At 73.5% G+C, this 22,775-nt stretch carries 22 protein-coding genes; 13 read left to right on the top strand and 9 right to left on the bottom strand.

Features of this window, described 5'->3' with window-relative positions; translation table 11 throughout:
* Nucleotides 1–41 precede the first annotated feature (41 nt).
* A complete protein-coding gene (locus ACOTKD_RS23490) occupies nt 42–905 on the top strand; it encodes an acyl-CoA thioesterase (RefSeq protein ID WP_424890977.1) in 864 nt (287 codons plus the stop codon).
* 30 nt (nt 906–935) lie between these two features.
* Here the strand turns inward: ACOTKD_RS23490 and ACOTKD_RS23485 are convergent, their stop codons facing one another.
* Nucleotides 936–1,904 carry a DUF6397 family protein gene (locus ACOTKD_RS23485; protein ID WP_424890976.1) on the bottom strand — a complete coding sequence of 323 codons (969 nt, stop codon included), beginning with the start codon at nt 1,902–1,904 and terminating at the stop codon, nt 936–938.
* A gap of 89 nt (nt 1,905–1,993) precedes the next feature.
* Nucleotides 1,994–2,416, bottom strand: a complete 423-nt coding sequence (locus ACOTKD_RS23480) for a roadblock/LC7 domain-containing protein (RefSeq protein ID WP_424890975.1) — start codon at nt 2,414–2,416, stop codon at nt 1,994–1,996.
* Between the two features lie 125 nt (nt 2,417–2,541).
* Here ACOTKD_RS23480 and ACOTKD_RS23475 point away from each other — a divergent pair, with 125 nt between their 5' ends.
* Entirely contained in the window at nt 2,542–3,195 is a 654-nt protein-coding gene (locus ACOTKD_RS23475) for a class I SAM-dependent methyltransferase (RefSeq protein ID WP_424890974.1), read from the top strand.
* Nucleotides 3,196–3,219: 24 nt separating this feature from the next.
* Here ACOTKD_RS23475 and ACOTKD_RS23470 read toward each other — a convergent pair whose 3' ends face one another.
* Nucleotides 3,220–3,990, bottom strand: a complete 771-nt coding sequence (locus tag ACOTKD_RS23470; protein ID WP_424890973.1) for an alpha/beta fold hydrolase — start codon at nt 3,988–3,990, stop codon at nt 3,220–3,222.
* A 101-nt stretch (nt 3,991–4,091) separates the two neighbouring features.
* Between ACOTKD_RS23470 and ACOTKD_RS23465 the strand changes: the two genes are divergently transcribed.
* Nucleotides 4,092–4,619: a PadR family transcriptional regulator gene (locus ACOTKD_RS23465; protein ID WP_424890972.1), complete on the top strand. Its 528-nt coding sequence runs from the start codon at nt 4,092–4,094 to the stop codon at nt 4,617–4,619.
* Here ACOTKD_RS23465 and ACOTKD_RS23460 read toward each other — a convergent pair.
* Nucleotides 4,602–5,570, bottom strand: a complete 969-nt coding sequence (locus ACOTKD_RS23460; RefSeq protein ID WP_424890971.1) for an oxygenase MpaB family protein — start codon at nt 5,568–5,570, stop codon at nt 4,602–4,604. The two genes, ACOTKD_RS23465 and ACOTKD_RS23460, sit on opposite strands and share 18 nt — an antisense overlap.
* A 101-nt stretch (nt 5,571–5,671) precedes the next feature.
* On the opposite strand from ACOTKD_RS23460, the gene ACOTKD_RS23455 reads away from it, so the two are divergent.
* Nucleotides 5,672–5,959 (top strand): hypothetical protein, encoded by a 288-nt coding sequence (locus tag ACOTKD_RS23455; RefSeq protein WP_424890970.1) that lies wholly within the window; start codon nt 5,672–5,674, stop codon nt 5,957–5,959.
* Nucleotides 5,960–5,977: 18 nt separating this feature from the next.
* On the opposite strand, the gene ACOTKD_RS23450 is transcribed toward ACOTKD_RS23455, so the two are convergent.
* Nucleotides 5,978–6,559 (bottom strand): MOSC domain-containing protein, encoded by a 582-nt coding sequence (locus ACOTKD_RS23450; RefSeq protein WP_424890969.1) that lies wholly within the window; start codon nt 6,557–6,559, stop codon nt 5,978–5,980.
* Nucleotides 6,560–6,658: 99 nt separating this feature from the next.
* Here ACOTKD_RS23450 and ACOTKD_RS23445 point away from each other — a divergent pair, with 99 nt between their 5' ends.
* Genes ACOTKD_RS23445 through ACOTKD_RS23435 form a run of 3 tightly spaced genes read left to right on the top strand, consistent with a single transcriptional unit; the run spans nt 6,659 to nt 9,898 of the window.
* A complete protein-coding gene (locus tag ACOTKD_RS23445) occupies nt 6,659–7,546 on the top strand; it encodes an alkaline phosphatase family protein (protein ID WP_424890968.1) in 888 nt (295 codons plus the stop codon).
* Nucleotides 7,547–7,548: 2 nt separating this feature from the next.
* Nucleotides 7,549–8,868, top strand: a complete 1,320-nt coding sequence (locus ACOTKD_RS23440) for an MFS transporter (RefSeq protein WP_424890967.1) — start codon at nt 7,549–7,551, stop codon at nt 8,866–8,868.
* 13 nt (nt 8,869–8,881) lie between these two features.
* The gene (locus tag ACOTKD_RS23435) at nt 8,882–9,898 is read left to right on the top strand and encodes a TolB family protein (RefSeq protein ID WP_424890966.1); all 1,017 of its coding nucleotides are present in this window, start codon (nt 8,882–8,884) and stop codon (nt 9,896–9,898) included.
* A 54-nt stretch (nt 9,899–9,952) separates the two neighbouring features.
* Here the strand turns inward: ACOTKD_RS23435 and ACOTKD_RS23430 are convergent, their stop codons facing one another.
* A complete protein-coding gene (locus ACOTKD_RS23430) occupies nt 9,953–10,135 on the bottom strand; it encodes a hypothetical protein (protein WP_030364874.1) in 183 nt (60 codons plus the stop codon).
* A gap of 67 nt (nt 10,136–10,202) precedes the next feature.
* The gene (locus ACOTKD_RS23425) at nt 10,203–11,237 is read right to left on the bottom strand and encodes a fatty acid desaturase family protein (protein WP_424890965.1); all 1,035 of its coding nucleotides are present in this window, start codon (nt 11,235–11,237) and stop codon (nt 10,203–10,205) included.
* Between the two features lie 240 nt (nt 11,238–11,477).
* Here ACOTKD_RS23425 and ACOTKD_RS23420 point away from each other — a divergent pair, with 240 nt between their 5' ends.
* The 3 genes from ACOTKD_RS23420 to ACOTKD_RS23410 all read left to right on the top strand — a co-directional run bounded on the left by ACOTKD_RS23420 (nt 11,478) and on the right by ACOTKD_RS23410 (nt 16,666).
* Nucleotides 11,478–14,369, top strand: coding sequence for a DEAD/DEAH box helicase (locus ACOTKD_RS23420; RefSeq protein ID WP_424890964.1), 2,892 nt, complete (start codon nt 11,478–11,480; stop codon nt 14,367–14,369).
* Complete coding sequence (locus ACOTKD_RS23415) at nt 14,366–15,682, top strand: SWF or SNF family helicase (RefSeq protein ID WP_424890963.1); 1,317 nt, start codon at nt 14,366–14,368, stop codon at nt 15,680–15,682. The genes ACOTKD_RS23420 and ACOTKD_RS23415 overlap by 4 nt, the downstream gene beginning before the upstream one ends.
* 102 nt (nt 15,683–15,784) lie before the next feature.
* Complete coding sequence (locus ACOTKD_RS23410) at nt 15,785–16,666, top strand: YceI family protein (RefSeq protein ID WP_424891068.1); 882 nt, start codon at nt 15,785–15,787, stop codon at nt 16,664–16,666.
* Nucleotides 16,667–16,705: 39 nt separating this feature from the next.
* Here ACOTKD_RS23410 and ACOTKD_RS23405 read toward each other — a convergent pair whose 3' ends face one another.
* Entirely contained in the window at nt 16,706–17,131 is a 426-nt protein-coding gene (locus tag ACOTKD_RS23405; RefSeq protein ID WP_424890962.1) for a hypothetical protein, read from the bottom strand.
* A gap of 137 nt (nt 17,132–17,268) precedes the next feature.
* The gene (locus ACOTKD_RS23400) at nt 17,269–18,153 is read right to left on the bottom strand and encodes a phosphatidylinositol-specific phospholipase C/glycerophosphodiester phosphodiesterase family protein (protein WP_424890961.1); all 885 of its coding nucleotides are present in this window, start codon (nt 18,151–18,153) and stop codon (nt 17,269–17,271) included.
* A 268-nt stretch (nt 18,154–18,421) separates the two neighbouring features.
* On the opposite strand from ACOTKD_RS23400, the gene ACOTKD_RS23395 reads away from it, so the two are divergent.
* The 3 genes from ACOTKD_RS23395 to ACOTKD_RS23385 all read left to right on the top strand — a co-directional run bounded on the left by ACOTKD_RS23395 (nt 18,422) and on the right by ACOTKD_RS23385 (nt 22,712).
* Complete coding sequence (locus tag ACOTKD_RS23395; RefSeq protein ID WP_424890960.1) at nt 18,422–19,639, top strand: phosphodiester glycosidase family protein; 1,218 nt, start codon at nt 18,422–18,424, stop codon at nt 19,637–19,639.
* Nucleotides 19,640–19,789: 150 nt separating this feature from the next.
* Nucleotides 19,790–21,202, top strand: coding sequence for a family 2B encapsulin nanocompartment shell protein (locus ACOTKD_RS23390; RefSeq protein ID WP_424890959.1), 1,413 nt, complete (start codon nt 19,790–19,792; stop codon nt 21,200–21,202).
* A 103-nt stretch (nt 21,203–21,305) separates the two neighbouring features.
* Nucleotides 21,306–22,712, top strand: a complete 1,407-nt coding sequence (locus ACOTKD_RS23385; protein ID WP_424890958.1) for a family 2B encapsulin nanocompartment shell protein — start codon at nt 21,306–21,308, stop codon at nt 22,710–22,712.
* The last annotated feature ends 63 nt before the right edge of the window (nt 22,713–22,775 follow it).

Here is a 22,775-nt window from a genome sequence, read left to right as displayed (position 1 = left end):
GCGCGGCCCACGCGGTCCGCCCCGGCAGCGAAGGAGGCCCGATGACCACACCGACCGACCGTCTGGTGGGTCTGCTCGACCTGGAGCGGATCGACCTCAACATCTTCCGGGGCCGCAGTCCCGACGAGTCGCTGCAGCGCGTCTTCGGCGGGCAGGTGGCAGGGCAGGCGCTGGTCGCGGCCGGGCGGACCACCGACGGTGACCGCCCGGTCCACTCGCTGCACGCGTACTTCCTGCGTCCGGGGCGGCCGGGCGTGCCGATCGTGTACCAGGTGGAGCGGGTGCGCGACGGGCGCTCCTTCACCACGCGGCGCGTGGTGGCCGTCCAGCAGGGCCGGACGATCTTCAATCTCACCGCCTCCTTCCACGAGCCCGAACCGGGCTTCGAGCACCAGGTGGCCATGCCGGACGTGCCGGCTCCGGAAGAGTTGCCGCGGCTCGCCGACGAGATCCGCGATCGCCTCGGCGAGCTGCCCAGCGCGCTGCGGCACATGGAGCGCCGGCTGGCCTTCGACATCCGCTACGTGGACCGGCTGCGCTGGACGCAGCAGGAGCTGGCGGACGCCGAGCCCCGCAGCGCGGTGTGGATGCGCGCGCTGGGGCCGCTGGGCGACGACCCGCTCGTGCACACGTGCGCCCTCACGTACGCGAGCGACATGACGCTCCTCGACGCCGTACGCATCCCGGTGGAGCCGCTGTGGGGGCCGCGCGGCTTCGACATGGCCTCGCTGGACCACGCGATGTGGTTCCACCGGCCGTTCCACGCCGACGAGTGGTTCCTCTACCAGCAGGAGTCACCGATCGCGACGGGCGCCCGGGGCCTGGCCCGCGGTCAGATCTTCGACCGCGAAGGCCGGCTGCTGGTGTCAGTGATGCAGGAGGGGCTGTTCCGCAAGGTCGGCTGAGCGCCTCCGGAGCGGCTCCCCCCAGGGCGCTCACGCGATGCGGCGCAGCCTGCGGAGCCACCCCCGCAGACCCGCCGGCGCCGCCGCTTCCACCGGTGCCGCTGCGGCCTGCACCTCCCGGCCCTCACCCAGCCCCAGCCCCTGCTCCGGGTCCGGGTCCGGCTCCGGCTCCGGAACAGGGGCCGGCCCGGCAGCAGGCCGGGGCGCGGGCACGTACCCGTCGGGCTTCGGCGCCGACCGGGCCGCGCGGGCCGTGGCCAGCGCCCGCGCGAGCCGCTCCCGGTGGCGCCCGATCTCGTCGGCGTCGACGGCGAGCGTCACCCGCTCGATGACGACCCGCGCCGCCGCCGAGTCCGTGCGGATCCCGGCGAGATCCGGGCGCAGCAGGCTCAGGTACGCCCGCTCGTACGGGTCGGGCACGGCGTCCGCCAGCTGGTCGGGGGCGAGCACGGCCGCGACGGCCGCCGCACGCTCCCAGGGATCCGCGGTCAGCACGGTGAGCTGACCGAGCCGCCGGGCGCGCCAGCTCCGGGCCCGCTGATCGTCGCGCTCCTCCAGCTCCATGCGGAGCGCGGGGTCCGTGCGACCGGTGAGGAGCTCCGGATTGGTGTCGGCGAACTCCACCAGGTCGGCGGCCAGATAGTGCCAGACCACCGCGCGGTAGCGATTGACGTAGAACCTCACGGGGGCGAAGCAGCCCGCTCTGGCGAGGCGGGCGAAGCGGGCGGGGCTCACGCCCATCAGCTCAGCGGCCTCGGCCGTGCCCACGGCCCACAGCCGGTTGCGCAAGGATTCGGGGAATCCCGCGCCGGACCGGAGCCGTTCGATCTCCTCGCGGGCGACCCGTGGTCTTCCGCCGGGGGCGACGGACACCGTCCGCACGTGCCCCAACTGCACCGCGAGCTCGAATTCGCGGGGCCTGAGCCCCAGCTCACGCGCCGCCGTCCCGCAGGCCACCGTGGCCGCCGTCCCCCGCTCCCGGCACTCCTGCACTGCCATGAAACCTCCCCCGACACCGTCCGATCACTGACAGTGACGACGATAGCGGTGGAGTACGACGGCGTTTCCGGCCTGTGGATAACCTCCCGTCAGCTCCCGCCGCCCGGGCCCCCCACCGCCCCGCTCTGCTGCCGGGCCGCGACGCCGAGGTGCTCGCCGACGCGGTTGACGAGCAGCGTCATCTCGTACCCGATCTGGCCGATGTCGGCCTCTGCTCCCCCGAGAACGCACAGACAGCTGCCGTCGCCCGCAGCGGTCACGAACAGCACGCCTTCGTCGAACTCGACCATCGTCTGCCGCACCCGGCCGGCCCGGAACTGCCGGCCCGTGCCCTTCGCGAGGCTGTGCAGCCCCGACGCGACGGCGGCCAGGTGCTCGGCGTCCTCGCGCTGCAGGCTCGTGCTGGCCCCCGTCACCAGTCCGTCGTTGGAGAGCACCAGCGCGTGCCGTATGTGCTCGATGCGCTCGGTCAGGTCGTCCAGCATCCAGTCGAGCCCCTTGCCGACTGCCATGTCCCGCCTCCCCGTTCCGCTGTTCCCCGTAACTGCCGTGCAAGCCTTGCTCACCTGCGTGCCGTCGGCAACCCGTCCCGGCCCGTCGGCACGTCTCCGTGCACAAGTTGGCACATGATGGGGACATGGCACAGGAAACGACCAAGGACCAGTGGCGCGATCCCGCCCACGTGCAGGAGTTCTTCAGCGTGCGGGCGCGCGACTGGGACGCCCGGTTCCCCGACGACGGGCCGGCCTACGACGCCGCCGTCGCCGACCTCGGACTGCGGCGGGGCGATGTGGTCCTGGACGCGGGGTGCGGCACCGGCCGGGCGCTGCCGGCGCTGCGTGCGGCCGTCGGCCCGCAGGGCGTCGTGCTCGGCGCGGACCTCACGCCCGCGATGCTGGAGGCGGCCGTGCGGGCCGGCAGGCAACGGGCCGGCCGGCTGCTGCTGGCCGACGTCACCAGGCTCCCGCTGCACGACGGTTCGGTCGACGCCGTCTTCGCCGCGGGGCTCGTCTCGCACCTGGCGGACCTGGTGGAGGGACTGTCCGAGCTGGCCCGCGTCGTACGGCCCGGCGGGCGGCTCGCGCTCTTCCACCCCGTCGGGCGGGCCGCGCTCGCCGCTCGCCACGGCCGCCGGGTGACGCCCGACGACGAGCGCGCCGAGCCCAACCTGCGCCCTCTGCTGGCACGCGGCGGCTGGCACCTCGACTCGTACACGGACGAGGACACGCGGTTCCTCGCGCTCGCGAGCCGCTCGGACCGCCCTGCGCAGAACGGGGCGGTCCTGGGCTGAGCGGCTGCGCGGGCTGAGAGGGCCCTACGAGGGCAGGAGGGACTGCCCGGCGACCGCCTCGACGAAGGCCGCGGGGTTGTCGAACATCATGTTGTGCCCGGCGCCGGGCACGGTCTCCACGACCACGCCCGAGGCCTCCAGCCCCTCGCGGTCCGGGAGTTCGCCGCTCAGCTCACCCATCAGGTACATGCGCGGAATGGCCAGATCCTGCAGCATGCGGCGCATCGTCGGCCGGGTGCCCCGCACCAGGCCGACCGCGCTGCGGTGGAGCGCCGTGGGGTCGGCCAGGCGCATCGTCGCGCGCCAGAGCGGACCCACCCGCTGCAGCGTCTCCGTGAAGCCGCCTCCGTGGACGAAACCTTCCTCCGTGTAGGAGGCGATGCCGCTGCTGCCGGCCGTGCGGGGCGGGTCGGGGTCCAGGTTCGCCTCGGCGAGGACGAGGCCCGAGACCAGCTCGGGCCGCCGGGCCGCGAGCACGATGGCGACCGCTCCGCCCATGCTGTGGCCCACGACCTCGGCCCCCGTGACCCCGGCCGAGTGCAGGGCCGCGGCCACGGCGTCGGCGTGCTCCTCCAGCGTGTAGCCGAAGTCCAGCGGGCGGTCGCTGATGCCGTGTCCCGGCAGGTCGATGAAGAGCGAACGCCGGTCGGCGAGCGCCGAGGCGGCCGCGATGTGCGCGTGGTAGACGGCCGAGGCCGATCCCAGACCGTGGAGGTAGACCCGCGCCGGGCCGCCTCCGGCGGCCTCGGTCCATCGCACACAGGCCCCCGTGGATCCGAACTCCGCCTGTCGCATGCCGTTCTCCCCTCCAGCGATTCCGTACTGGATCATCACCATACATCGATCACGATGTACCGCCATAGCGATGTACAGCGGCTGTCGGGTTGAATACCGCCATGCTCGAACTCGCCATCCTCGGATTCCTCTACGACGCTTCGCTGCACGGATACGAGCTGCGCAAACGCATCGCCGCGCTCACCGGGCACGTCAAGCCCGTGGCGGAGGGGTCGCTGTATCCGGCGATCAAGCGGCTGGAGTCGGCGGGGCTGCTGGCCCGCGAGACCCGGCCCGGCCACGGAGCCGCCCCCCGGCATGTGCTGAGCCTCACGGCGCACGGCCGCGAGGAGCTGCGCCACCGGCTGGCGGAACCGGCCCAGAGCGACATCACGGACGAGAACCGCTGGTTCACGGTGCTCGCGTTCCTGCGGCACCTCGGCGAACCGGCGGGGCAGGCCGCCGTGCTGGAGCGGCGGCTCGCCTTCCTCCAGCAGCCGGCGAGCTTCTTCTACGCCGGAGACCGGCCGCTGCGGGCCGAGGAGATCGAGGATCCCTTCCGGCGCGGAGTCCTCACCATCGCCCGCGCGACCAGCCGCGCGGAACTGACCTGGCTGCGCGAGACGATCGGCTCACTCCGCGGCGTCTGAGCCGCTCCCCGCCGGGCCGGGAGCGGCCCCGGCGGCACCGGTTCCGGCGGTCGCAGGATCCGTGGCGGACCATCCGTGCGGCACGGGGCAGACCGCGCCCTTGCGGCCGGCGGGGAACGTGCCCAGCTCCGCGACGACGTAGCCGTCGGGATAGCCCTTGATCTCGGGGTTCTGGCGCGTGTAGTGAGGGGTGCGGCGCGGCGGGAGCAGGCGTACGACCCTGCCCCGGGCCCGCAGGGCGCCCCGGACCAGCGCCCGGGTGGCGGGGTGGGGCCGCTCGTAGCGGAACGCGCGCAGCAGGGGGTCGTCGAGCAGGGCCAGGCTCGCGCCGCGCACGAGCGGGGCGAGCCGGCGCGGGTACCAGGACGCCATCAGGTCGAGCGTCGCGTCGGACACGCGCCGGCCGCCCTCGTCCCAGCCGAAGTGCTCGGCCTCGTAGTCCTCCAGGCAACGCTCGAACTCGTCGTAGGAGCCGGGGATGTCCTGGATGCCCATGTGCTTGCCGAGGGTGCGGTAGTACGCGGCGATCGCGTGCCGTTCGTGCCCGGAGAGCCTTCGCCAGCCGTACGCGTCCACCCACCTCCGCGGGACGACGACGAAGGTGCACAGGACGTAGCGCATGTCGTCGTTGCTGATGTCATAGCTGCGGTGCATCTGGTTGATTCGGCGGATCGCGGTCCGGCCGCTCTCGCTGTCGAATCCGTGCTCCACGACGGTGTCGAGCAGCAGCGCCGTGTCGTCGTAGCGCTTCTGCGGGCGGCCGGAGAACTCCCCCGTCCCGGCCAGCAGGCGGCCGATGCTGGGCACGGCATAGGTCCTGTAGAGGGCGAGTTCCAAAGCACGGGTGATGTCCCAGGGGAACTCCAGGGTCGCCGTGATCCGGTAGATCCTGAGGAAGTCCCGTTCGGGGTCCAGCCTCCGGATCTCCTCCAGCCGTTCGTAGCGCTTCACGCGGCGGTCGCCCCTTCGTTCGTCGGAGGTTCAACTCTACGGGTGGCGGGCACACTTGAACGACCACGGCACGGAACACCGGCGGAGGCAGGTGAGGATCGGTGTTCGGCAAGCTCCGCAAGCGCATCGACGAGGCCCGGCAGCCGCCGGAGCCCCGGCCGCCCGCCCGGCGGCAGCACAACCTCTTCGAGGCGGCCGCCACTTATGTGGCGGCGTGCGCCGAGGACGACCACGAGAGGAGCGCCGAGGCGGCCCGCTGGGTCTCCCCCGAAGCGCTCTGCTTCGGCGTGAACGAGCTCGCCTGCCGGGCGGTCGTCGCGCTCGCCCGGGAACACGACGAGACGCCGCAACACATGGCGCGCAAGCTGCTCAACCTGCCGGTCGCCTGACCGCGGGCCGGCCGCGGCTCAGACGCGTTCGAGCGGGACGTGCGGCCCGTCGGGCAGCTCTGCGCGTATGGGGTCTCCCGGCCGGACCTCGCCGCCTTCGAGCACGACGCCCATGACGCCGCCCTTGCGGACGACCGCCCCGCTCCCGTCCCTGCTGACGACGTGCTTGAGCAGCCCCTTGCGGAAGGCGTCGATCTGCAGGCACGGGTTGCGCAGCCCCGTCACCTCGACCACGGCCCGGTCGCCGAGGTGCAGCCGGGTGCCGCGCGGCAGGCCGAGCAGATCGATCCCGCGGGTCGTGACGTTCTCCCCCAGGTCGCCGGGCCGGACCGCGAAGCCCGCCTCGGCGACTTCGGCGAACAACTCCTCGTGGATCAGGTGCACCTGGCGGAGGTTGGGCCGAGTGGGGTCCTGGGCGACCCGCGAGCGGTGCTGGACGGTCACTCCGAGATGGGCGTCGCCCTCCACCCCCAGGCCCGCCAGCAGCGTGATGCTCCGGCTCACGGGCTTGCTGAACGTGTGCTCACCACTGCGGCACACGGCTGTCACTGTCCCCGCCACGGCAGGCCCTCCCTCTCGGTCACGCGCACCCGTGCGCATGTCAGCCAGGCTTCGAATGTAACCGGCGGCACCGACAGTTCCCGAAGCCGTCACCTCAAAGGCGTGTACATGACATACACACCGTCCTATGTTGCCCGTATGTCCCCCGCCACCAGCCACCCCCACGGACCGCGCCGCCGCCGTCCCGGCGCCCTGGGCGCGGCCCTCGGTCTCGCCGCCGCCTCCCTCGGCCTGTGGGTCCCGGACTCCACCGCGGCAGCGGCCGTCCCCACTCCCGACCACGTAGTGGTCGTGGTCTTCGAGAACCACGCCTACGACCAGGTCATCGGGAACGCGGGCGCCCCCTACATCAACTCCCTCGCCTCGGGCGGGGCCGGACTGACGGCCTCCTACGCCGAGACGCACCCCAGCCAGCCCAACTACTACGCCCTCTTCTCGGGCGACACCCAGGGCGTCACGGACGACAGCTGCGTCGACCCGGGGTTCAGCGACGCCCCCAACCTCGCCTCCGAACTGACGGCCGCAGGCAGGACCTGGGCGAGCTACAACGAGTCCCTGCCCGCCGAGGGGTCCACCACCTGCAAGAGCGGCAAGTACGCGCAGAAGCACAACCCCTGGTTCGGCTTCGGCAACGTGCCCACCGCCACCGCGCACACGATGGCCGCCTTCCCCTCCGACTACAGCAAGCTGCCGACCGTCTCGTTCGTCGTGCCGAACCTCTGCAGTGACATGCACGACTGCTCCGTCGGCACGGGCGACACCTGGTTGGAGAAAAACCTCAAGGGCTATGCGGACTGGGCCGAGTCCCACAACAGCCTGCTCCTCATCACCTTCGACGAGGACAACAGGCTCAGCGGCAACCGCATCCCGACCGTCCTGTACGGACAGCCCGTCAAGCCGGGATCCACCTCCGGCACCACCTACAACCACTACGACGTCCTGCGCACGCTCGAGGACATGTACGGCACCGCGCACGCCGGCAGGGCGGCGAGCGCGCAGGACATCACCGGCGTCTGGAACAGCTGACCGTGTACCTCGCGGACAGCCGCACCGCTTCGGGCGTCCCCGACACCGCCGGCCGGTCCCCCTCCCCCGGCCGGCGGGCCGCCGTCCCCGCGACGGTGCTCACCCTGGGCACCGTCAGCCTCGTCACCGACATCTCCTCGGAGATGGTCACCGCCGTCCTGCCGCTCTACCTCGTCGCCGAACTGGGCCTCTCGCCGCTCGGATTCGGTCTCCTCGACGGCATCCACAACGGTGTCAGTGCGCTCGTACGGCTCGCCGGCGGCCGGCTCGCCGACCGGGGCCCGGGCGGTCACAAGGCCGTGGCCGCGGCCGGCTACGGCCTCTCCGCCCTGTGCAAGCCGCTGCTGCTCCTCGTGCACGGCGTGCCCCTGATCGGCGCGGTGCTCGCCGCCGACCGCACGGGCAAGGGCCTGCGCACCGCGCCGCGCGACGCCATGATCTCGCTGGCCTGCGACCCGGCCGCCCGGGGCCGGGCCTTCGGGGTGCACCGCGCGATGGACACCGCGGGCGCGCTGATCGGGCCCCTGGTCGCCTTCCTCGTCCTGCGGGCCGCGGCGGGCGGCTACGACGCCGTGTTCATCGTGAGCGGCTGTACGGCCGCCGGCGGGGTGCTCGTCCTCCTGCTGTTCGTGCCCGGCCGCACAGGCGCCCCAGGACACCGGAGCGCGCCCGCGGAGCGGGCTCCGCTGCGTGCCGTGGCACGCCGCCCCGAGGTCCGCCGTCTGACCGCGTGCGCGGTGCTGCTGGGGCTGACCACCGTGAGCGACTCGTTCCTGTACCTCGCCCTGCAGCGGCGCCTGGACCTGTCCGAGACGTGGTTCCCCCTGCTGCCGCTGGGAACGGCCGGCGCCTGCCTGCGGGGGGCCGTACCGCGGGGCCCCGGCGCCGCCCGCTTCGGGCGGCGACGGCTGTTCCTCTGCGGCCACCTCGCGCTCCTGGGGGCCTACGGACTGCTCACCGCCCCGCTCGCAGGCTCGCCCGCCCTGCTGTGCCTCGCCCTCGCCCTGCACGGGAGCTTCTACGCCGCGACGGACGGCGTGCTGGCCGCGGCCGCCGCCGACGCCGTCCCCGAGGCCGCCCGCGGCAGCGGCCTCGCCGTCGTGCAGACCGGGCAGGCAGCCGCCCGCTTCGCCTGCTCGATCGCCTTCGGCGCGGCCTGGGCCGCGTGGGGCGACCGCACGGCACTGGAGGCGGCCGCGGCCGGGCTGGCCGTCTCAGCCGCCGTCAGCGCCCTGCTGCTGCGCCCTTCGAGGAGCCCGAAGAGCCCCGAGAGTGCGAAGAGTGCGAGCAGTCCGAAGCGCGCGAAGGACCCGGCCCGATGAAGGGCACGGCCCGATGAACCGCAGGAACCGTCTCCTGATCCTGCTCGTGGCCGTCCTGGTCCTCGGCGGCGTCGCGCTGGCCGCCACGCTGCACGCTGCCGGGCGGGCCGCCGAGAAGGACCGCGCGCGACCCGGCGACCCCGAGGTCACCCGCGGCGAGGTCACCCTGGACGCGCCCGGCCGGAGCGTCTTCCGGAACATGGCCTGGGGGCCGCACCGCGACGAGATCGCCTCGGTGCCCGCCGCCGACCCCTCGGGCCCCCGGACGTCGTCCGGGGTGCACTGCCTGCGCTTCCATTCGGCGGGCGGGACCGGCATCTGCCTGCAGGCGGTGCACGGCGGGCTCCGGGACGGCTACCGGGCCGTCGTCCTGGACGCCCGGCTGCGCGAGCTGCGCCACTACGACCTGGCCGGCATACCGACCCGGGCCCGCGTGTCCCCCAGCGGCCGTGCCGTCGCCTGGACCGTCTTCGTCAGCGGCGACTCGTACGCGGGTACGAACTTCTCCACCCGGACCTCCGTCCTGGACCTGCGCACCTGGACGCTGGACCGCAACCTGGAGGACTACCGGCTCTTCTTGGACGGGCGGCCGCACAAGGCCGCGGACACCAACGTCTGGGGCGTCACGTTCGCCGACGACACGCACTTCTACGCGACAGTCGCCACGGGCGGGCGGACCCGTCTCGTGCGCGGCGACCGCACCGGACGGACGCTGCACGCCGTGCACACCAACGTGGAGTGCCCGTCCCTCTCCCCTGACGGGACGCGCATCGCCTACAAGAAACGCGTCGAGGGCGCGCCCGACGACGCGCCCTGGCGGTTGTACGTCCTGGATCTGCGCACGCAGCGCGAGACCCCGGCGGCCGAGCGGCGCAACATCGACGACCAGGCCGTCTGGCGGGACGACCGCACCCTCGTCTACGCGCTGCCCGGCGACTACGGATCGGATCTGTGGACCGTTCCGGCGGACGGGTCCGGCAGCCCGCGGCTCACCATGCCCGCGGCGCTGGCTCCGGCCTTCACCGGCTGACCCCCGCACCGCCCGCCCCCGCACGGGGCCGCTGCCCGCGGCCTCGCGCGGCCGTCAGCGGCCGAGCTCCTTGCGCGACACCCGGCGCAGCCGCTTGCGCTGCGAGGGGTCCAGCAGCAGATACGCACCCACCGGGACGCCGACCATCACCAGCAGTGCGGCCCAGAAGGGCAGCAGCCACAGCAGGATGACTCCGACGGCCACGCCTCCGGCGGCGACCTTGGCCCTGTTGCTCATTTCCCTGCCTCCTTCGCGACGGCTGCCGCTCTGTCCGTGAGAACGCCCGGCGGCGCCGCCCGGTTCCTCACCCGGTCCGCAGCGGGGCGCCCACCTCGTGCATGTGGTGCAGCGCCTGGCGGTACGAGTCGACGATTCCAGTCTCCGTGTACGGCAGCCCCGACGCGCGGCAGTGCGCGCGGACCAGCGGCCGGGCGAGGCGCAGGTGGGGGCGGGGCATGTTCGGGAAGAGGTGGTGCTCGATCTGGTAGTTCAGGCCTCCCATGAGCCAGTCCGTGACGGCCCCGCCGCGTACGTTGCGCGAGGTGAGGACCTGGCGCTGCAGGTGTCCCCAGCGCTCGCCGCCCGGGTCGGGCATCTCCATGCCCTTGTGGTTGGGGGCGAAGACCATGCCGAGATGGAGGCCGAAGAGAGCGTGGTGGACGAGGGCGAAGACGACCGCCTTGCCGGGGGACATCGAGGACAGCAGCAGGCCGGCGTAGGCGGCGACGTGGAGGGCGAGGAGCACCCCTTCCGTCCGCCGCTCCTCCGCGGACTGGCGCCCGAGATCGCGCACGCTCGAGATCTTCAGGCTGATGCCTTCGAGCAGGAGCATGGGGAAGAAGAGGCGGGCCTGGTTGCGGGTGAGCCACCGGACGGCGGGCCCCTGGCGCTGTGCGGCCTGCCGCTGTGTCCACACGAGGGCGCCGACGCCGACGTCGGGGTCCTTGTCGACGTGGTTGGGGTTGGCGTGGTGGCGGTTGTGCTTGTCGTTCCACCACGCGTAGCTCATGCCCAGCAGGAGGTCGGCGTGGAGGAGGCCGATCAGCCGCCCCGTGCGCCGGGTGGCGGCTATCTGGGCGTGCCCGCTGTCGTGCCCGACGAAGGCGGTGCGGGCCCAGAACAGGGCGGCGGGGACGGCCAGCAGGACCGTCCACCAGGAATCGCCGCTCAGCACGATCCCGGCCGCCGTGACGGCGAGTGCCACGAGGTTCACCGCGATGCTGCGTGCGTACCAGCCCCTGCGGCGTTCGAGGAGGCCCTGGTCCCGGACCTGGCGGAGGAGAGGGGCGAAGTCACTGCCCGCAGCGGGTTTCGCGAGCAGCGTGGCGGCCTGGGGCATGGCGTCTCCGGACGGTTTGGATAGCTGGGCTGACCTCACAGAACGTACGGATCGGGGCCTGCTCGGGACCATGGCGTCACCACCCGGCTCGCGCGGGGGCAAACCCCCCGCCGGAGAGGGGGGTTTGGGTACACCCCGGCGTCTGCGGCTGTGGCCCGGCTCACCCTGCAGAGGCCTTCGCCGCGGGCGCGCTTCCTGTACCCTCGGCCGCTCCGGACCCCGACTAGTCAAATTTGAGGAATGCGCAGCGCTGTGACACCGCCCTCTGCCGCAACACCCTCCGAGATCTCCCGGCTCGCTCACTGCTCCGCGGTCTTCCTTCCCGGTGACCCCGCGCGCACCGGGCGGGTGGCCTTCTGGCTTCCGGGCAGCGAACCGCCCGCCTCCCCGGGCGGCGTCGAGGACCTGACCATCGCCGTCGCGGACGGCGCCGGCGTCGCCACGACGACCGTGCGGGCCGCCGTCCTGCCCGTGCGCGACGCCGTGCCCGTCCTCACCCGCGCCCGGGCCGCACGGGCCGACGAGGCGGCCGCCTTCTGGGGAGCCGCCGCCGTGCTCGCCCTGCAACTGGCGGCGCGCGGGCGTCTGCTGCCGGGACTGTCGGCGACCGACCACGACGCGTGGCGCGTGGGCCCGCTCACCGCCGACGACCTGGGCCGGGTGCGCGACCTGGCCGCCGCGATGCCGCCCGCGGCGCACGCCGTGCCGCTCCCGGGCACCGGCCCTCTGCTGCTCCCCGAGCCGGAGCAGCTCGTGCGCGCTTTCCTGGACGCGGTCGCCGACGGGCTGCCGCGCTCCCCCGCCGCGGCCCTCGCCGCCGGCGGGCCCTCCTTCGCCGCGCCCGAACCGCGCCGCCTGCCCGAGCAGCGCGCGTGGGCGGAGGGCGTCGCCGCCGGGCACGATGCGGGCGTGCGGCTGTCCCTGCGCGTCGAAGCGCTGGGCCCCCTCGGTGACGACGCGCACGCGGCCCCGCGCTTCCGGGCCGTCCCGCAGCTCCACAGCCTCTCCGACCCGGCCCTCGTGGCGGACGCCGCCGACGTGTGGGCCGGTGAGCCGTCGGCAGGCACCGCGCTCGGCCGGGACGCGCGGATGAAGGCGCTGCTCGCGCTGCGCCGGGCCGCCCATGCCTGGCCGGCGCTCACGCCCCTGCTCTCCGCCGCGGTCCCCGACGCCGTCGACCTCGCCGACGAGGAGGTCGGGGAGCTGCTGGGCGGCGCCTCCGCGGCGCTGGACGCGGCCGGGGTCGAGGTGCACTGGCCGACGGAGCTCGGCCGCACGGTCCCCGCGCGGGCCGTCGTCGGCCCTCCGGAGGACGACGACGGCGGCCCCGGGCCCGGCCAAGAGCGTTCCGGCATGCCGTCCTTGCTCTCGGCCGATGCGCTGCTCACCTTCCGCTGGCGCTTCGCCGTCGGCGGCCTGGAGCTGACCCAGGACGAACTGGACCGGCTCGCGGAAGCCGGCCGGCCCGCCGTACGGCTGCGCGACCAGTGGGTGCTCGTCGACCCCGAAGCGGTGCGCCGCGCCCGCGCCCGGCAGGACCGCAAGCTCACGCCGGTCGAAGCGCTGGGCGCCGCCCTGACGGGCAGGGCTCCCACCGAGGAGGGCGACGAGGACGGCCCTCAGGTGGACGTCCGGCCCACCGGCTGGCTGGCGGCGCTCCGCGACCGCATCGCCGATCCCGAGCACGACCGCGAGCCCGTGCCCCCGCCCGCCGCGCTCGCCGCCACCCTGCGCGACTACCAGCTGCGCGGCCTGGACTGGCTGCACCGGATGACCTCGCTCGGGCTGGGCGGCTGCCTCGCCGACGACATGGGGCTCGGCAAGACCGTCACTCTCATCGCCCTCCACCTGCACCGGCAGACGCTGCCCGGCGCGGCGGGCCCCACGCTGGTCGTCTGCCCCGCGTCCCTGATGGGCAACTGGCAGCGGGAGGTCGAGCGGTTCGCGCCCGGCACGCCCGTACGCCGCTTCCACGGCACGTCGCGATCCCTGGAAGGACTGTCCGACGGGGAGTTCGTGCTCACCACGTACGGCACGATGCGGCTCGACGCAGGGCAGCTGGCCGGCACGCCCTGGGGCCTGGTCGTCGCGGACGAGGCCCAGCACGTCAAGAACCCGTACTCCGACACCGCGAAGCAGCTGCGCACGATCGGCGCGAAGGCGCGCGTGGCGCTCTCCGGCACACCCGTGGAGAACAACCTCTCCGAGCTGTGGGCGATCCTCGACTGGACGACTCCCGGGCTGCTCGGCCCGCTGAGCCGGTTCCGCAGACGCTACGCCCAGGCCGTGGAGGGCGGCGCGGACCCGGCCGCGGCCGAGCGCCTCGCGGCCCTGGTCCGCCCGTTCCTGCTGCGCCGCCGCAAGTCCGACCCCGGCATCGCGCCGGAGCTGCCGCCGAAGACCGAGACGGACCGCGCGGTGGCGCTCACGAAGGAGCAGGCCGGCCTGTACGAGGCGGTGGTGCGGGAGATGCTCGCCGAGGTCGAGGCGGCGGACGGCTTCGAGCGGCGCGGCCTGATCGTCAAGCTGCTGACCGGCCTGAAGCAGATCTGCAACCACCCGGCGCAGTTCCTCAAGGAGAAGTCCCCGCGGATCGCCGGGCGCTCGGGCAAGGTCGAGCTCCTGGACGAACTGCTGGACACGATCCTCGCCGAGGGGGCGAGCGTGCTGGTCTTCACGCAGTACGTGGCGACCGCCCGGCTCCTGGAGCAGCACCTGGGGGCGCGCGGCGTCCGCACGCAGCTGCTGCACGGCGGCACGCCCGTCCCGCGCCGCGAGGAGATGGTGCGCCGCTTCCAGGACGGCGAGGTCCCCGTCTTCCTGCTGTCCCTGAAGGCCGCCGGCACGGGCCTCAACCTCACCCGGGCGGAGCACGTCGTGCACTTCGACCGGTGGTGGAACCCGGCGGTGGAGGCGCAGGCGACCGACCGCGCGTACCGGATCGGCCAGACGCAGCCGGTGCAGGTGCACCGGTTCGTCACCGAGGGCACGGTCGAGGACCGCATCGCCGAGATGCTCGTGCGCAAGCAGGCGCTGGCGGACGCCGTCCTGGGCGGCGCCGAGGCCGCCGTGACCGAACTGACCGACGCCGAACTGGCGGATCTCGTCGCACTGAGGGGGAACGGACGTTGACCGGACAGGACGTCACCGGCCGGGCGGAGCGGACCTTCGAGGCGCTGCCGCCCGAGCACGTGCGGAGCTCCGCACGGACCTGGTGGGGCCGGGCGTGGCTCAAGGCGCTGGAGGACACGGCGCTGGACGGCAGGCAGGTGAAGGCGGGGCGCAGGCACGCGCGCGCGGGCGCGGTGGGCGCGGTTTCGGTGCGGCCCGGCCGCATCACGGCCGTCGTACGGGACCCGGACGGCACCCCCTGCCGTGCCGACGTGGTGGTGCAGGAGTTCGGCGCGGCCGACTGGGAGCGCCTCCTGGAGCTGGTGGCGGGTCAGGCCGGCCACATCGCGGCGCTGCTCGACCGCGAGATACCGCCGCACCTGGCCGAGGACGCGCTGGCGGCGGGGGTGGAACTGCTGCCGGGCATCGGGGATCTGGAGCCGGAGTGCTCGTGCGGGGCCTGGGACCACTGCGCGCACACGGCGGCGCTGTGCCATCAGATGGCGCTGCTGCTCGACCGGGACCCGTTCGTGCTGCTGCTGATGCGCGGGCGCGGGGAGCGCGAGCTGCTGGACGAGCTGCAGGAGCGCAACGCCGCGTCGGGGCCGGACCGGGCGCCGGGGGGCGGCTGCGGGGCGCGCTCGGGGGTGCCGGCCGTGGACGTGTTCGCCGCGGCGGCCTCCGTGCGCCCGCTGCCGGATCCGCCTCCTGCCGTGGAGGCGCCGGGCCGTTCTCCGGTGCTCGGCGGCGACGTGACGCTCGCGCCCGGACTGGACGCGGGGGCGCTGGAGTTCCTGGTGGCGGCCGCGGCGGCGCAGGCCCGGCAGCTGCTGGCCGAGGCGCTGGCCCCGGGTCATGAGCGCGCTCCGGTCGCGCGGGAGCTCGCGCTGTGGGAGGACGCCGTACGGCTCGCGGCGGCCGGCCCGGACGAGCGGATCGCCGTACGGCTCGCGGCGGGCTGCGGCCGGGAGCGGTCCGGGCTCGACCGGGCGGTGCGTGCGTGGCGGCACGGCGGTGCCGCCTCACTCGCCGTCCTGGAGGAGGAGTGGACCCTGGAGCCGGAGGCCCTCGCGCGAGCCCGCGCCGGGCTCGCGGACGCGTGGCCGGAAGAACAGGCTCCGCAGCTGCGGGCCGTGCGCAACCGCTGGACCGTGGTGGGTGCGGGCGCGCAGCTGCGCTACGGCAGGGACGGCCGCTGGTGGCCGTACCGGAAGGAGGGCGGCCGCTGGCAGCCCGCGGGGCCGTGCGAGAGCGATCCGGCTGCTGCCCTCTCCGCGCTCCTCACGGACACACCCCCCTTCCACGGTCAGCGATTCGAAGGCGAAGAGGAATAAAAAGGAACCTTTCATAGGCAACCCCGGGGATTCTGCCTATCAGCGACAGATTATGGTGATCTACAGTTCAATCACCTTCTGGTCATGGAAAGGCCCTTTGGGATGGTTTTCGCCCTGCTCCGCCGGTTCACGCGTTTCTCCCGTCCGGAGACCACGCCGATTCCGTTCGGAGCGGGGGCCCTCGACTGCGCCGTGGCGGACACGGCGCAGTCGCCGCTGCACAGAGCCGAGGTCTCCGTGCGGGACTCCGCCGGGCAGGAAGTGGTGCACGGCCAGACCGACCCGCACGGCCGGTTCGCGACGACCCTCGCACCCGGCGAGTACAGCCTTGCGCTGTCGGCCGACGGGTTCCGGCCCGTCCTGCACACCGTCACCTGCGCGGAGGGCGTGAGCACTTCCCTCGGCACGGTCGTGATGGAGACGGCTCCGGCGCCCGCCATGCCCGCGCCGGGCGCCTGGCGCATCGACCCGGACCACACGGCGGTGCGCTTCATCGCCCGGCACATCGGACTCGCCGAGGTGCACGGGCGCTTCAACCGCTTCGAAGGCACCCTGTGGATCGGCGAGGACGTCGAGCACTCCCGCCTCGACGTCGTGATCGACACGGCCAGCATCGACACGGGGGTCGCACAGCGCGACGAGCACCTGCGTTCCGCGGAGTTCCTGGACGTCTCCCACTACCCGTTCATGCAGTTCACCAGCGAGCGCTTCGTCCACCGCGGCGGCTCGCGGTGGACCGTGCAGGGCGTGCTCAACCTGCACGGCGTCAGCCGGAACATCGCGCTCGACACCCGCTACCTGGGGATCGGCACCGGCATCATGGGCGAGACCCGCACGGCCTGCTCGGCCTCGACCGAACTGCACCGCGAGGACTTCACCCTGGACTGGCGCTCCATGCTCCGGCGCGGCATCGCCATGATCGGCGCCACCATCAGGATCGAGCTCGACATCCAGGCCGTCCCTCAGCAGGCTCCCGCCGCCTGACGGCCCGTATACAGCCGACGGTCCGTATGCAGCCGGCAGTCAGTGGCCGCCGGTGTCGCCGGAAACCGGGAACAGGCCCGTGGGAAAGCCGCTCGGCAGGGCGGTGGGCCAGGACGTGGGCAGGCTGCTGGGGAAGCCGCTGGGCAGTCCGGACGGCAGCGCCGTCGGCCACTGGGACGGGAACCCGCTGGGAACCGTCAGCGACGGCGACGCGGTCCCGCCGGGCGACGAGCCGTCACCCGGCCCGCCCTGCTTGCCGTCCTTGCTGCCGACGACGAGGACGGCGCCCAGCCCGAGCGCCGCGGCAGCCACCAGAGCGGCGGCGAGGAGCGCGGCCCGGCGCCCGCCGCCGCCCCTGCGCGGGGGTGGCGGCGGAGGGGTGCCCCAGGGCGGCTGGGCGGGCCCGAAGCCGCCCGGGGGCGGGCCCGGCGGCGGCCCGTACGGCGGTCCAGGTGGAGTGGCCATGCGGCCAGCGTCCCGCCGGGCGCGCACGCACCGGACGGCGGTGACGGTACCGCCACACGATCCGCCCCGGACCGGGACATTCCACCGACCGGACCGCGGACGCGCCGGAAGGTCCGGCGACCCGTCCGGCCGCGCGCTCAGCCTGCCGCGCGCAAGAACGCTTCGAGGCCCGCGAGGTCATCCGTGTTGAGGTAGTCCACGCCTGCGGAGAACAGCGCCCGCCACACGGCCTCGCGCGCCGGACCGGGCTGATCCGGCGTGGCCCAGAACCGTACGGTGCGGCCCTCGGCGTGCGCGGTGGAGACGATCTGCCGGAGGCGGGCCTTCTCCGGGGCCGGCATCGGGCCTGTGCCCTGCCAGCCGAAGACGCTGTTCCAGTTGTCGCTCACCAGGGGGATGAAGGACGCGGGGGCACCGGCGCCGAGGTCGGCGAGCCGGCCGTCGTAGAACGCGTGGCGCAGCCGCTCCTCCGCCATGGGCCCCCGGGCGCTCCGGTCACCCGAGATCACGGCGGTGACGGCGCCCCGGCGGATCCGGCCGTCGGCGCAGGAGGTGAACAGCGTGCCGTAGCGGCGCAGCCGCCGCGAGAGCTCCCGGTACGTGGCGGCGCCGTCGGTCTTGATGTCGACGAGCAGCTTCAGCGAGAGGTCGTAGCCCCGGTAGACCCGGCCGTGGCCGGCTCTGACCCGGCGCTGCAACGGGTCGAGGTACAGCGCTTCGAGGGTGCGGGCCGGGTCGAGACCGGAGGCGTCGTGGGCGACGAGGAGCTCGCCGTCCACGAGCCAGATGTCCGCCTCGACGCTGCCGAACCCGTGGGCGAGCGCATCGGCCAGGGGGTGGGGGTGCTCGTAGTCGTTGTGCGCGTGCGCACGGCGCAGCGGCGGCCTGCCCGGCGCGCCGGACGCGTGGCGCCCGGCCGTCGCCGGGGCGGCGGAGGCCGGCGGGGCGAAGGACCCCGCGAGCGCGGCGCCGAGGGCGGCTCCGAAGGTGGCGACGGCCGCGCGGCGCGAACGAAGGCTCATGGCAGCTCTCCCAGTTCTCCAGGAACTCCCAGGTCGGTGTGGGCCGGTGCGCGGCGGCGGGCCGTCCGCACGGGCCGGTACGTGTGAGTATCCGGGCCCGCCGGGTCCCCGGGCAGGGATGTGCCGGGAGTTGCCCGCGCCGACGCCGGTGCGTTCCCTGTCGTTCTTTCGCGTGGCCTGTCGTTCTTTCGGGGCATGGTGAACCGTTCTGCTCCGTGCCAGAGTTGACGGGACCTCTGGGGTGACTGTGAAGAGACACAGAAGACGTGTGCGCTCGGTACTGACGGTTCTGGTGGCGTGGACCTCGCTGATCGGCGGGGGCACCGCCCTGGCGGACGCGGGTGACCGGCCCGCGCTGCGGCTGGGGACCCTGGCCCCCGTCGCACCCGGTGTGGAGTACCGGGACTTCTCCCTGTCGGCCTCCCACGGCCCTGCGTACGGGCACGTGCTGAGGGTCGATCTGAGCGAGCCCGGCGTCTCGCTCGACCTGTTGTACCCGGGCTCGGTCGCCGCGCGGGCGACGGTGTCGCGGATGACGGCCGCCCGGGGCGCGGTGGCCGGGGTCAACGGCGACTTCTTCAACATCACGGAGGCCCAGCACCCGGGCGTCGAGGCCACGGGCGCGCCGGTCGGCCCGTCCGTCGCGGGCGGCCGCCGGCTCGGCGCCGCCGTGCCCGACGGCCAGCGCTTCGGGCCGGTGCTGCCCCCCGGCGCCACCACGCGGGACGTCATCGGCCTCGGCACCGACGACAGGGGCCGGCTGGACCGGCTCACGCTGAAGGGCACCGTGACCGCCAAGGGCAGGAAGCTGTCGCTGCGCGGCCTCAACCAGTACGCCCTTCCGGTCGGCGGGATCGGGGCGTACACCTCCTCCTGGGGTCCGGCGTCACGGCTCCGGGCGACCTGCGGCACGGACACCAACCGGGCCGCCCCCTGCACGGATGACACCTACGAACTGACGGTCCGGCACGGCAAGGTGACGGACGGGGCGCACAAGCCGGGGCACGGCGCGATCCCCGCCGGCACGCTGGTGCTCGTCGGGCGTGAGGCGGGGGCGCGCGAGCTGCGCCGGCTGAAGGCCGGTGACGCGGTTCGCGTCGAGGAGCGGCTGCAGCCCGCCGAGCGGGGGGCGTTGCGCTTCGCGGTCGGCGGGTTCCCCGTGCTGCGCGACGGCCGGCTCGCGTCCGGGCTGGACTCCACGACCTCCGCGGTGCGGACCTCCGCCGGCGTGGGCGGGGACGGCCGGCTGTTCTACCTGCTGGCGCTGGACGGCGGCGCCGGCTACCGCTCGGGGCTCACCGTCACCGAGCTCGCCGACCTGATGCGCGACCTGGGCGCCGACGACGCCGTGAACCTGGACGGGGGCGGGTCCAGCACGCTGGTCACCCGCGATCCTGACAGCGGGCGGACGACGGTCCGGAATCATCCGTCGGGCGGTGCGGAACGGCCGGTGGCGAACGGCATCGGAGTTTTCCTCCGAACGTAACATCATCGATCAATCCACCCTTTTGAGTGACTGCGCCCGCCGATATCCCACTGATAGCTTCGAAGGCGGTCAAGGGGAATTCTTCGGCACGCCCGCAGCCCGTCCGTAAGGGCTGCGGGCTGTCCATAACGGATGGGTGGGCATTCCGATATGACGACGTCAGTGGAGACCGGCACCGACGGCAATAACGGCCCCGGCCGGCTGAGCCTGGGCACCGAGGCCGCACGGAATCTGGCGACCACGACAAAGTCCGTACCGCAGATGCAGGGAATCACCTCACGGTGGCTCCTGCGCATGCTGTCATGGGTGCACGTCCCGGGCGGCACGTACCGGGTCAACCGGCGCCTGACACACACACTGGGCGACGGCCGGGTGGAGTTCGTCTCGACGGGCGCCGACGTCCGGGTCATCCCGGCCGAGCTGGGCGAGCTCCCGCTGCTGCGCGGCTTCGGCGACCCGGCGGTGCTCGAAGCGCTCGCGGGCCGCTTCGCCCAGCGGGAGTTCCGGCCGGGTGACGTCCTCGTGGAGGCCGGGCAGCCGGCGGACCAGGTGGTGCTGGTCGCCCACGGCAAGCTCAACAAGGTCCGCGAGGGCGAGTACGGGGATCCGGCCGTCCTCGGCGTCATCGCCGACGGCGGCTATTTCGGCGACCAGGCCCTGGCCGCGGCCTCCGAGAGCAACTGGGACTTCACCGTCAAGGCCGTCACCGCCTGCACCGTCCTGACCCTGCCCCGCCAGGCGTTCCAGGAGGTCCTGGAGGGGTCCCAGGAGCTGCGCTCCCACGTGGAGGCGTTCCGCGCGGCCGCCGCCCTTCCCCGCAACGAGGACGGGGAGTCCGCCATCGACGTGGCCGCCGGCCACACGGGCGAGCCGGCGCTGCCCGGCGTCTTCGCGGACTACGAGCTCTCCCCGCGCGAGTACGAGCTGAGCGTCGCCCAGACCGTCCTGCGCGTCCACACCCGCGTCGCCGACCTCTACAACGAGCCCATGAACCAGGTCGAGCAGCAGCTGCGGCTGACCATCGAGGCCCTGCGCGAGCGCCAGGAGCACGAGATGATCAACAACCGGCAGTTCGGCCTGCTGCACAACGCCGACCTCAAGCAGCGCATCCACACCCGCAGCGGCCCGCCCACCCCCGACGACCTCGACGAGCTGCTCGCCACGGTCTGGAAGGACCCCGGCTTCCTGCTGGCGCACCCGCGCACCATCGCGGCGATCGCCCGCGAATTCAACCGACGCGGAGTGTATCCGGACAATGCCGCCGTGGGCGGCCACTCGGTGCCCGCCTGGCGCGGAATTCCCATCTTCCCGTGCAACAAGATCCCGATCAGCGAGAACGGCACCAGCTCCGTTCTCCTGATGCGTACCGGAGAGGAATCCCGGGGTGTCGTCGGGCTGCACCGCACGGGAATTCCCGATGAATACCAGCCGAGCCTCTCCGTGCGTTTCATGGGCATCAGCGACCAGGCCATCATCTCCTATCTGGTGAGCGCCTACTACTCCACCGCCGTCCTGGTGCCGGACGCCCTCGGAATTCTGGAGAACGTCGAGATCGGGCACTGACCCGCCGCCGCACCACGCTCCGCGCACCACGTTCCGCGCACTGCGGATCCGCGAACCCGCGGATCCGCGCCGAGTACCGCACACAGATGGGTGACAACCAGTTATGACCACGTCAGTCGAGTCCGGAGAGGCCGCCCGGCCCGGGGAGACGCAGCTCAGCCTCGGCACGTCCGCGGCACGCCAGCTCGCCACGACGACCAAGTCCGTACCGCAGATGCAGGGGATCTCGTCCCGCTGGCTGCTGCGCGTGCTGCCATGGGTACAGGTGTCGGCCGGCACGTACCGGGTGAACAGGCGGCTCACCTACACCGTCGGGGACGGCCGGGTCGAGTTCATCTCGACCGGCTCGGAGGTCCGGGTGATCCCGCCGGAGCTCGGGGAGCTGCCCCTGCTGCGGGACTTCGGCGACACCGACACGCTGGAGGCGCTGGCGGACGGCTTCGTCCAGCGCGAGTACGCCGCCGGTGACACGCTCGTCGAGGCCGGCACCCCGGCCGACCAGATCTTCCTCATCGCCCACGGCAAGCTCAACAAGACGGGCACCGGCAAGTACGGCGACGAGACCGTGCTCGGGGTGCTGGCCGACGGTGACTACTTCGGCGAGCAGGTGCCCCTGGAGCCCGACGGCACCTGGGGGTTCAGCGTCCGGGCCGTGACCCGCTGCACGGTGCTCGCGCTCCCGCTGCAGGCCTTCCAGGAGCTGGCCGAGCGCTCCGAGGCGCTGCGCGCGCACGTCGCGGCGTTCGCCTCCCGCCCGGCCAAGGCGACGAACAAGCGCGGCGAGGCCGACATCGCGGTGACGTCCGGCCACGTCGGCGAGCCGGCCATCACCGGTACCTTCGTGGACTACGAGCTCTCCCCGCGCGAGTACGAGCTGAGCGTCGCCCAGACCGTCCTGCGCGTCCACACCCGCGTCGCCGACCTCTACAACGACCCGATGAGCCAGCTCGAACAGCAGCTGCGGCTGACGGTCGAGGCGCTGCGCGAGCGCCAGGAGCACGAGATCGTCAACAACCGCGAGTTCGGCCTGCTGCACAACGCCGACATCAGCCAGCGCATCCACACCCGCAGCGGCCCGCCCACCCCGGACGACCTCGACGAGCTGCTCGCGCGCCGCCGCAAGACCAAGTACATCCTCGCCCACCCGCGGACCATCGCGGCGTTCGGCCGGGAGTGCACCGCCCGTGGCCTCTACCCGCAGTCCATCGACGTCCTGGGCTCCTCCGTGCGCTCCTGGCGCGGTGTGCCGCTGCTGCCCTGCAACAAGATCCCGATCAGCGAGTCCGGGACGAGCTCGATCCTCGCGATGCGGACGGGCGAGGACAACCAGGGGGTCGTGGGCCTGCACCAGACGGGCATCCCGGACGAGTTCCAGCCGAGCCTCAACGTCCGGTTCATGGGCATCAACGAGCAGGCGGTCTCCTCGTACCTGGTGAGCGCCTACTTCTCGGCGGCGATCCTCGTGCCGGACGCGCTGGGCGTCCTGGAGGACGTCGAGATCGGGCGCTAGGCGCGCGGCACGGCGGCGTCCCCGGGCCGGGTCCCCTGACAGCGGGGCCCGGCCCGGGGCGCC

This window comes from Streptomyces sp. XH2 (genome assembly GCF_049725035.1).
GTDB lineage: Bacteria > Actinomycetota > Actinomycetes > Streptomycetales > Streptomycetaceae > Streptomyces > Streptomyces roseoverticillatus.
The sequence above is the reverse complement of the archived record's forward strand: the minus strand, read 5'-3'. Positions and strand labels throughout refer to the sequence as shown.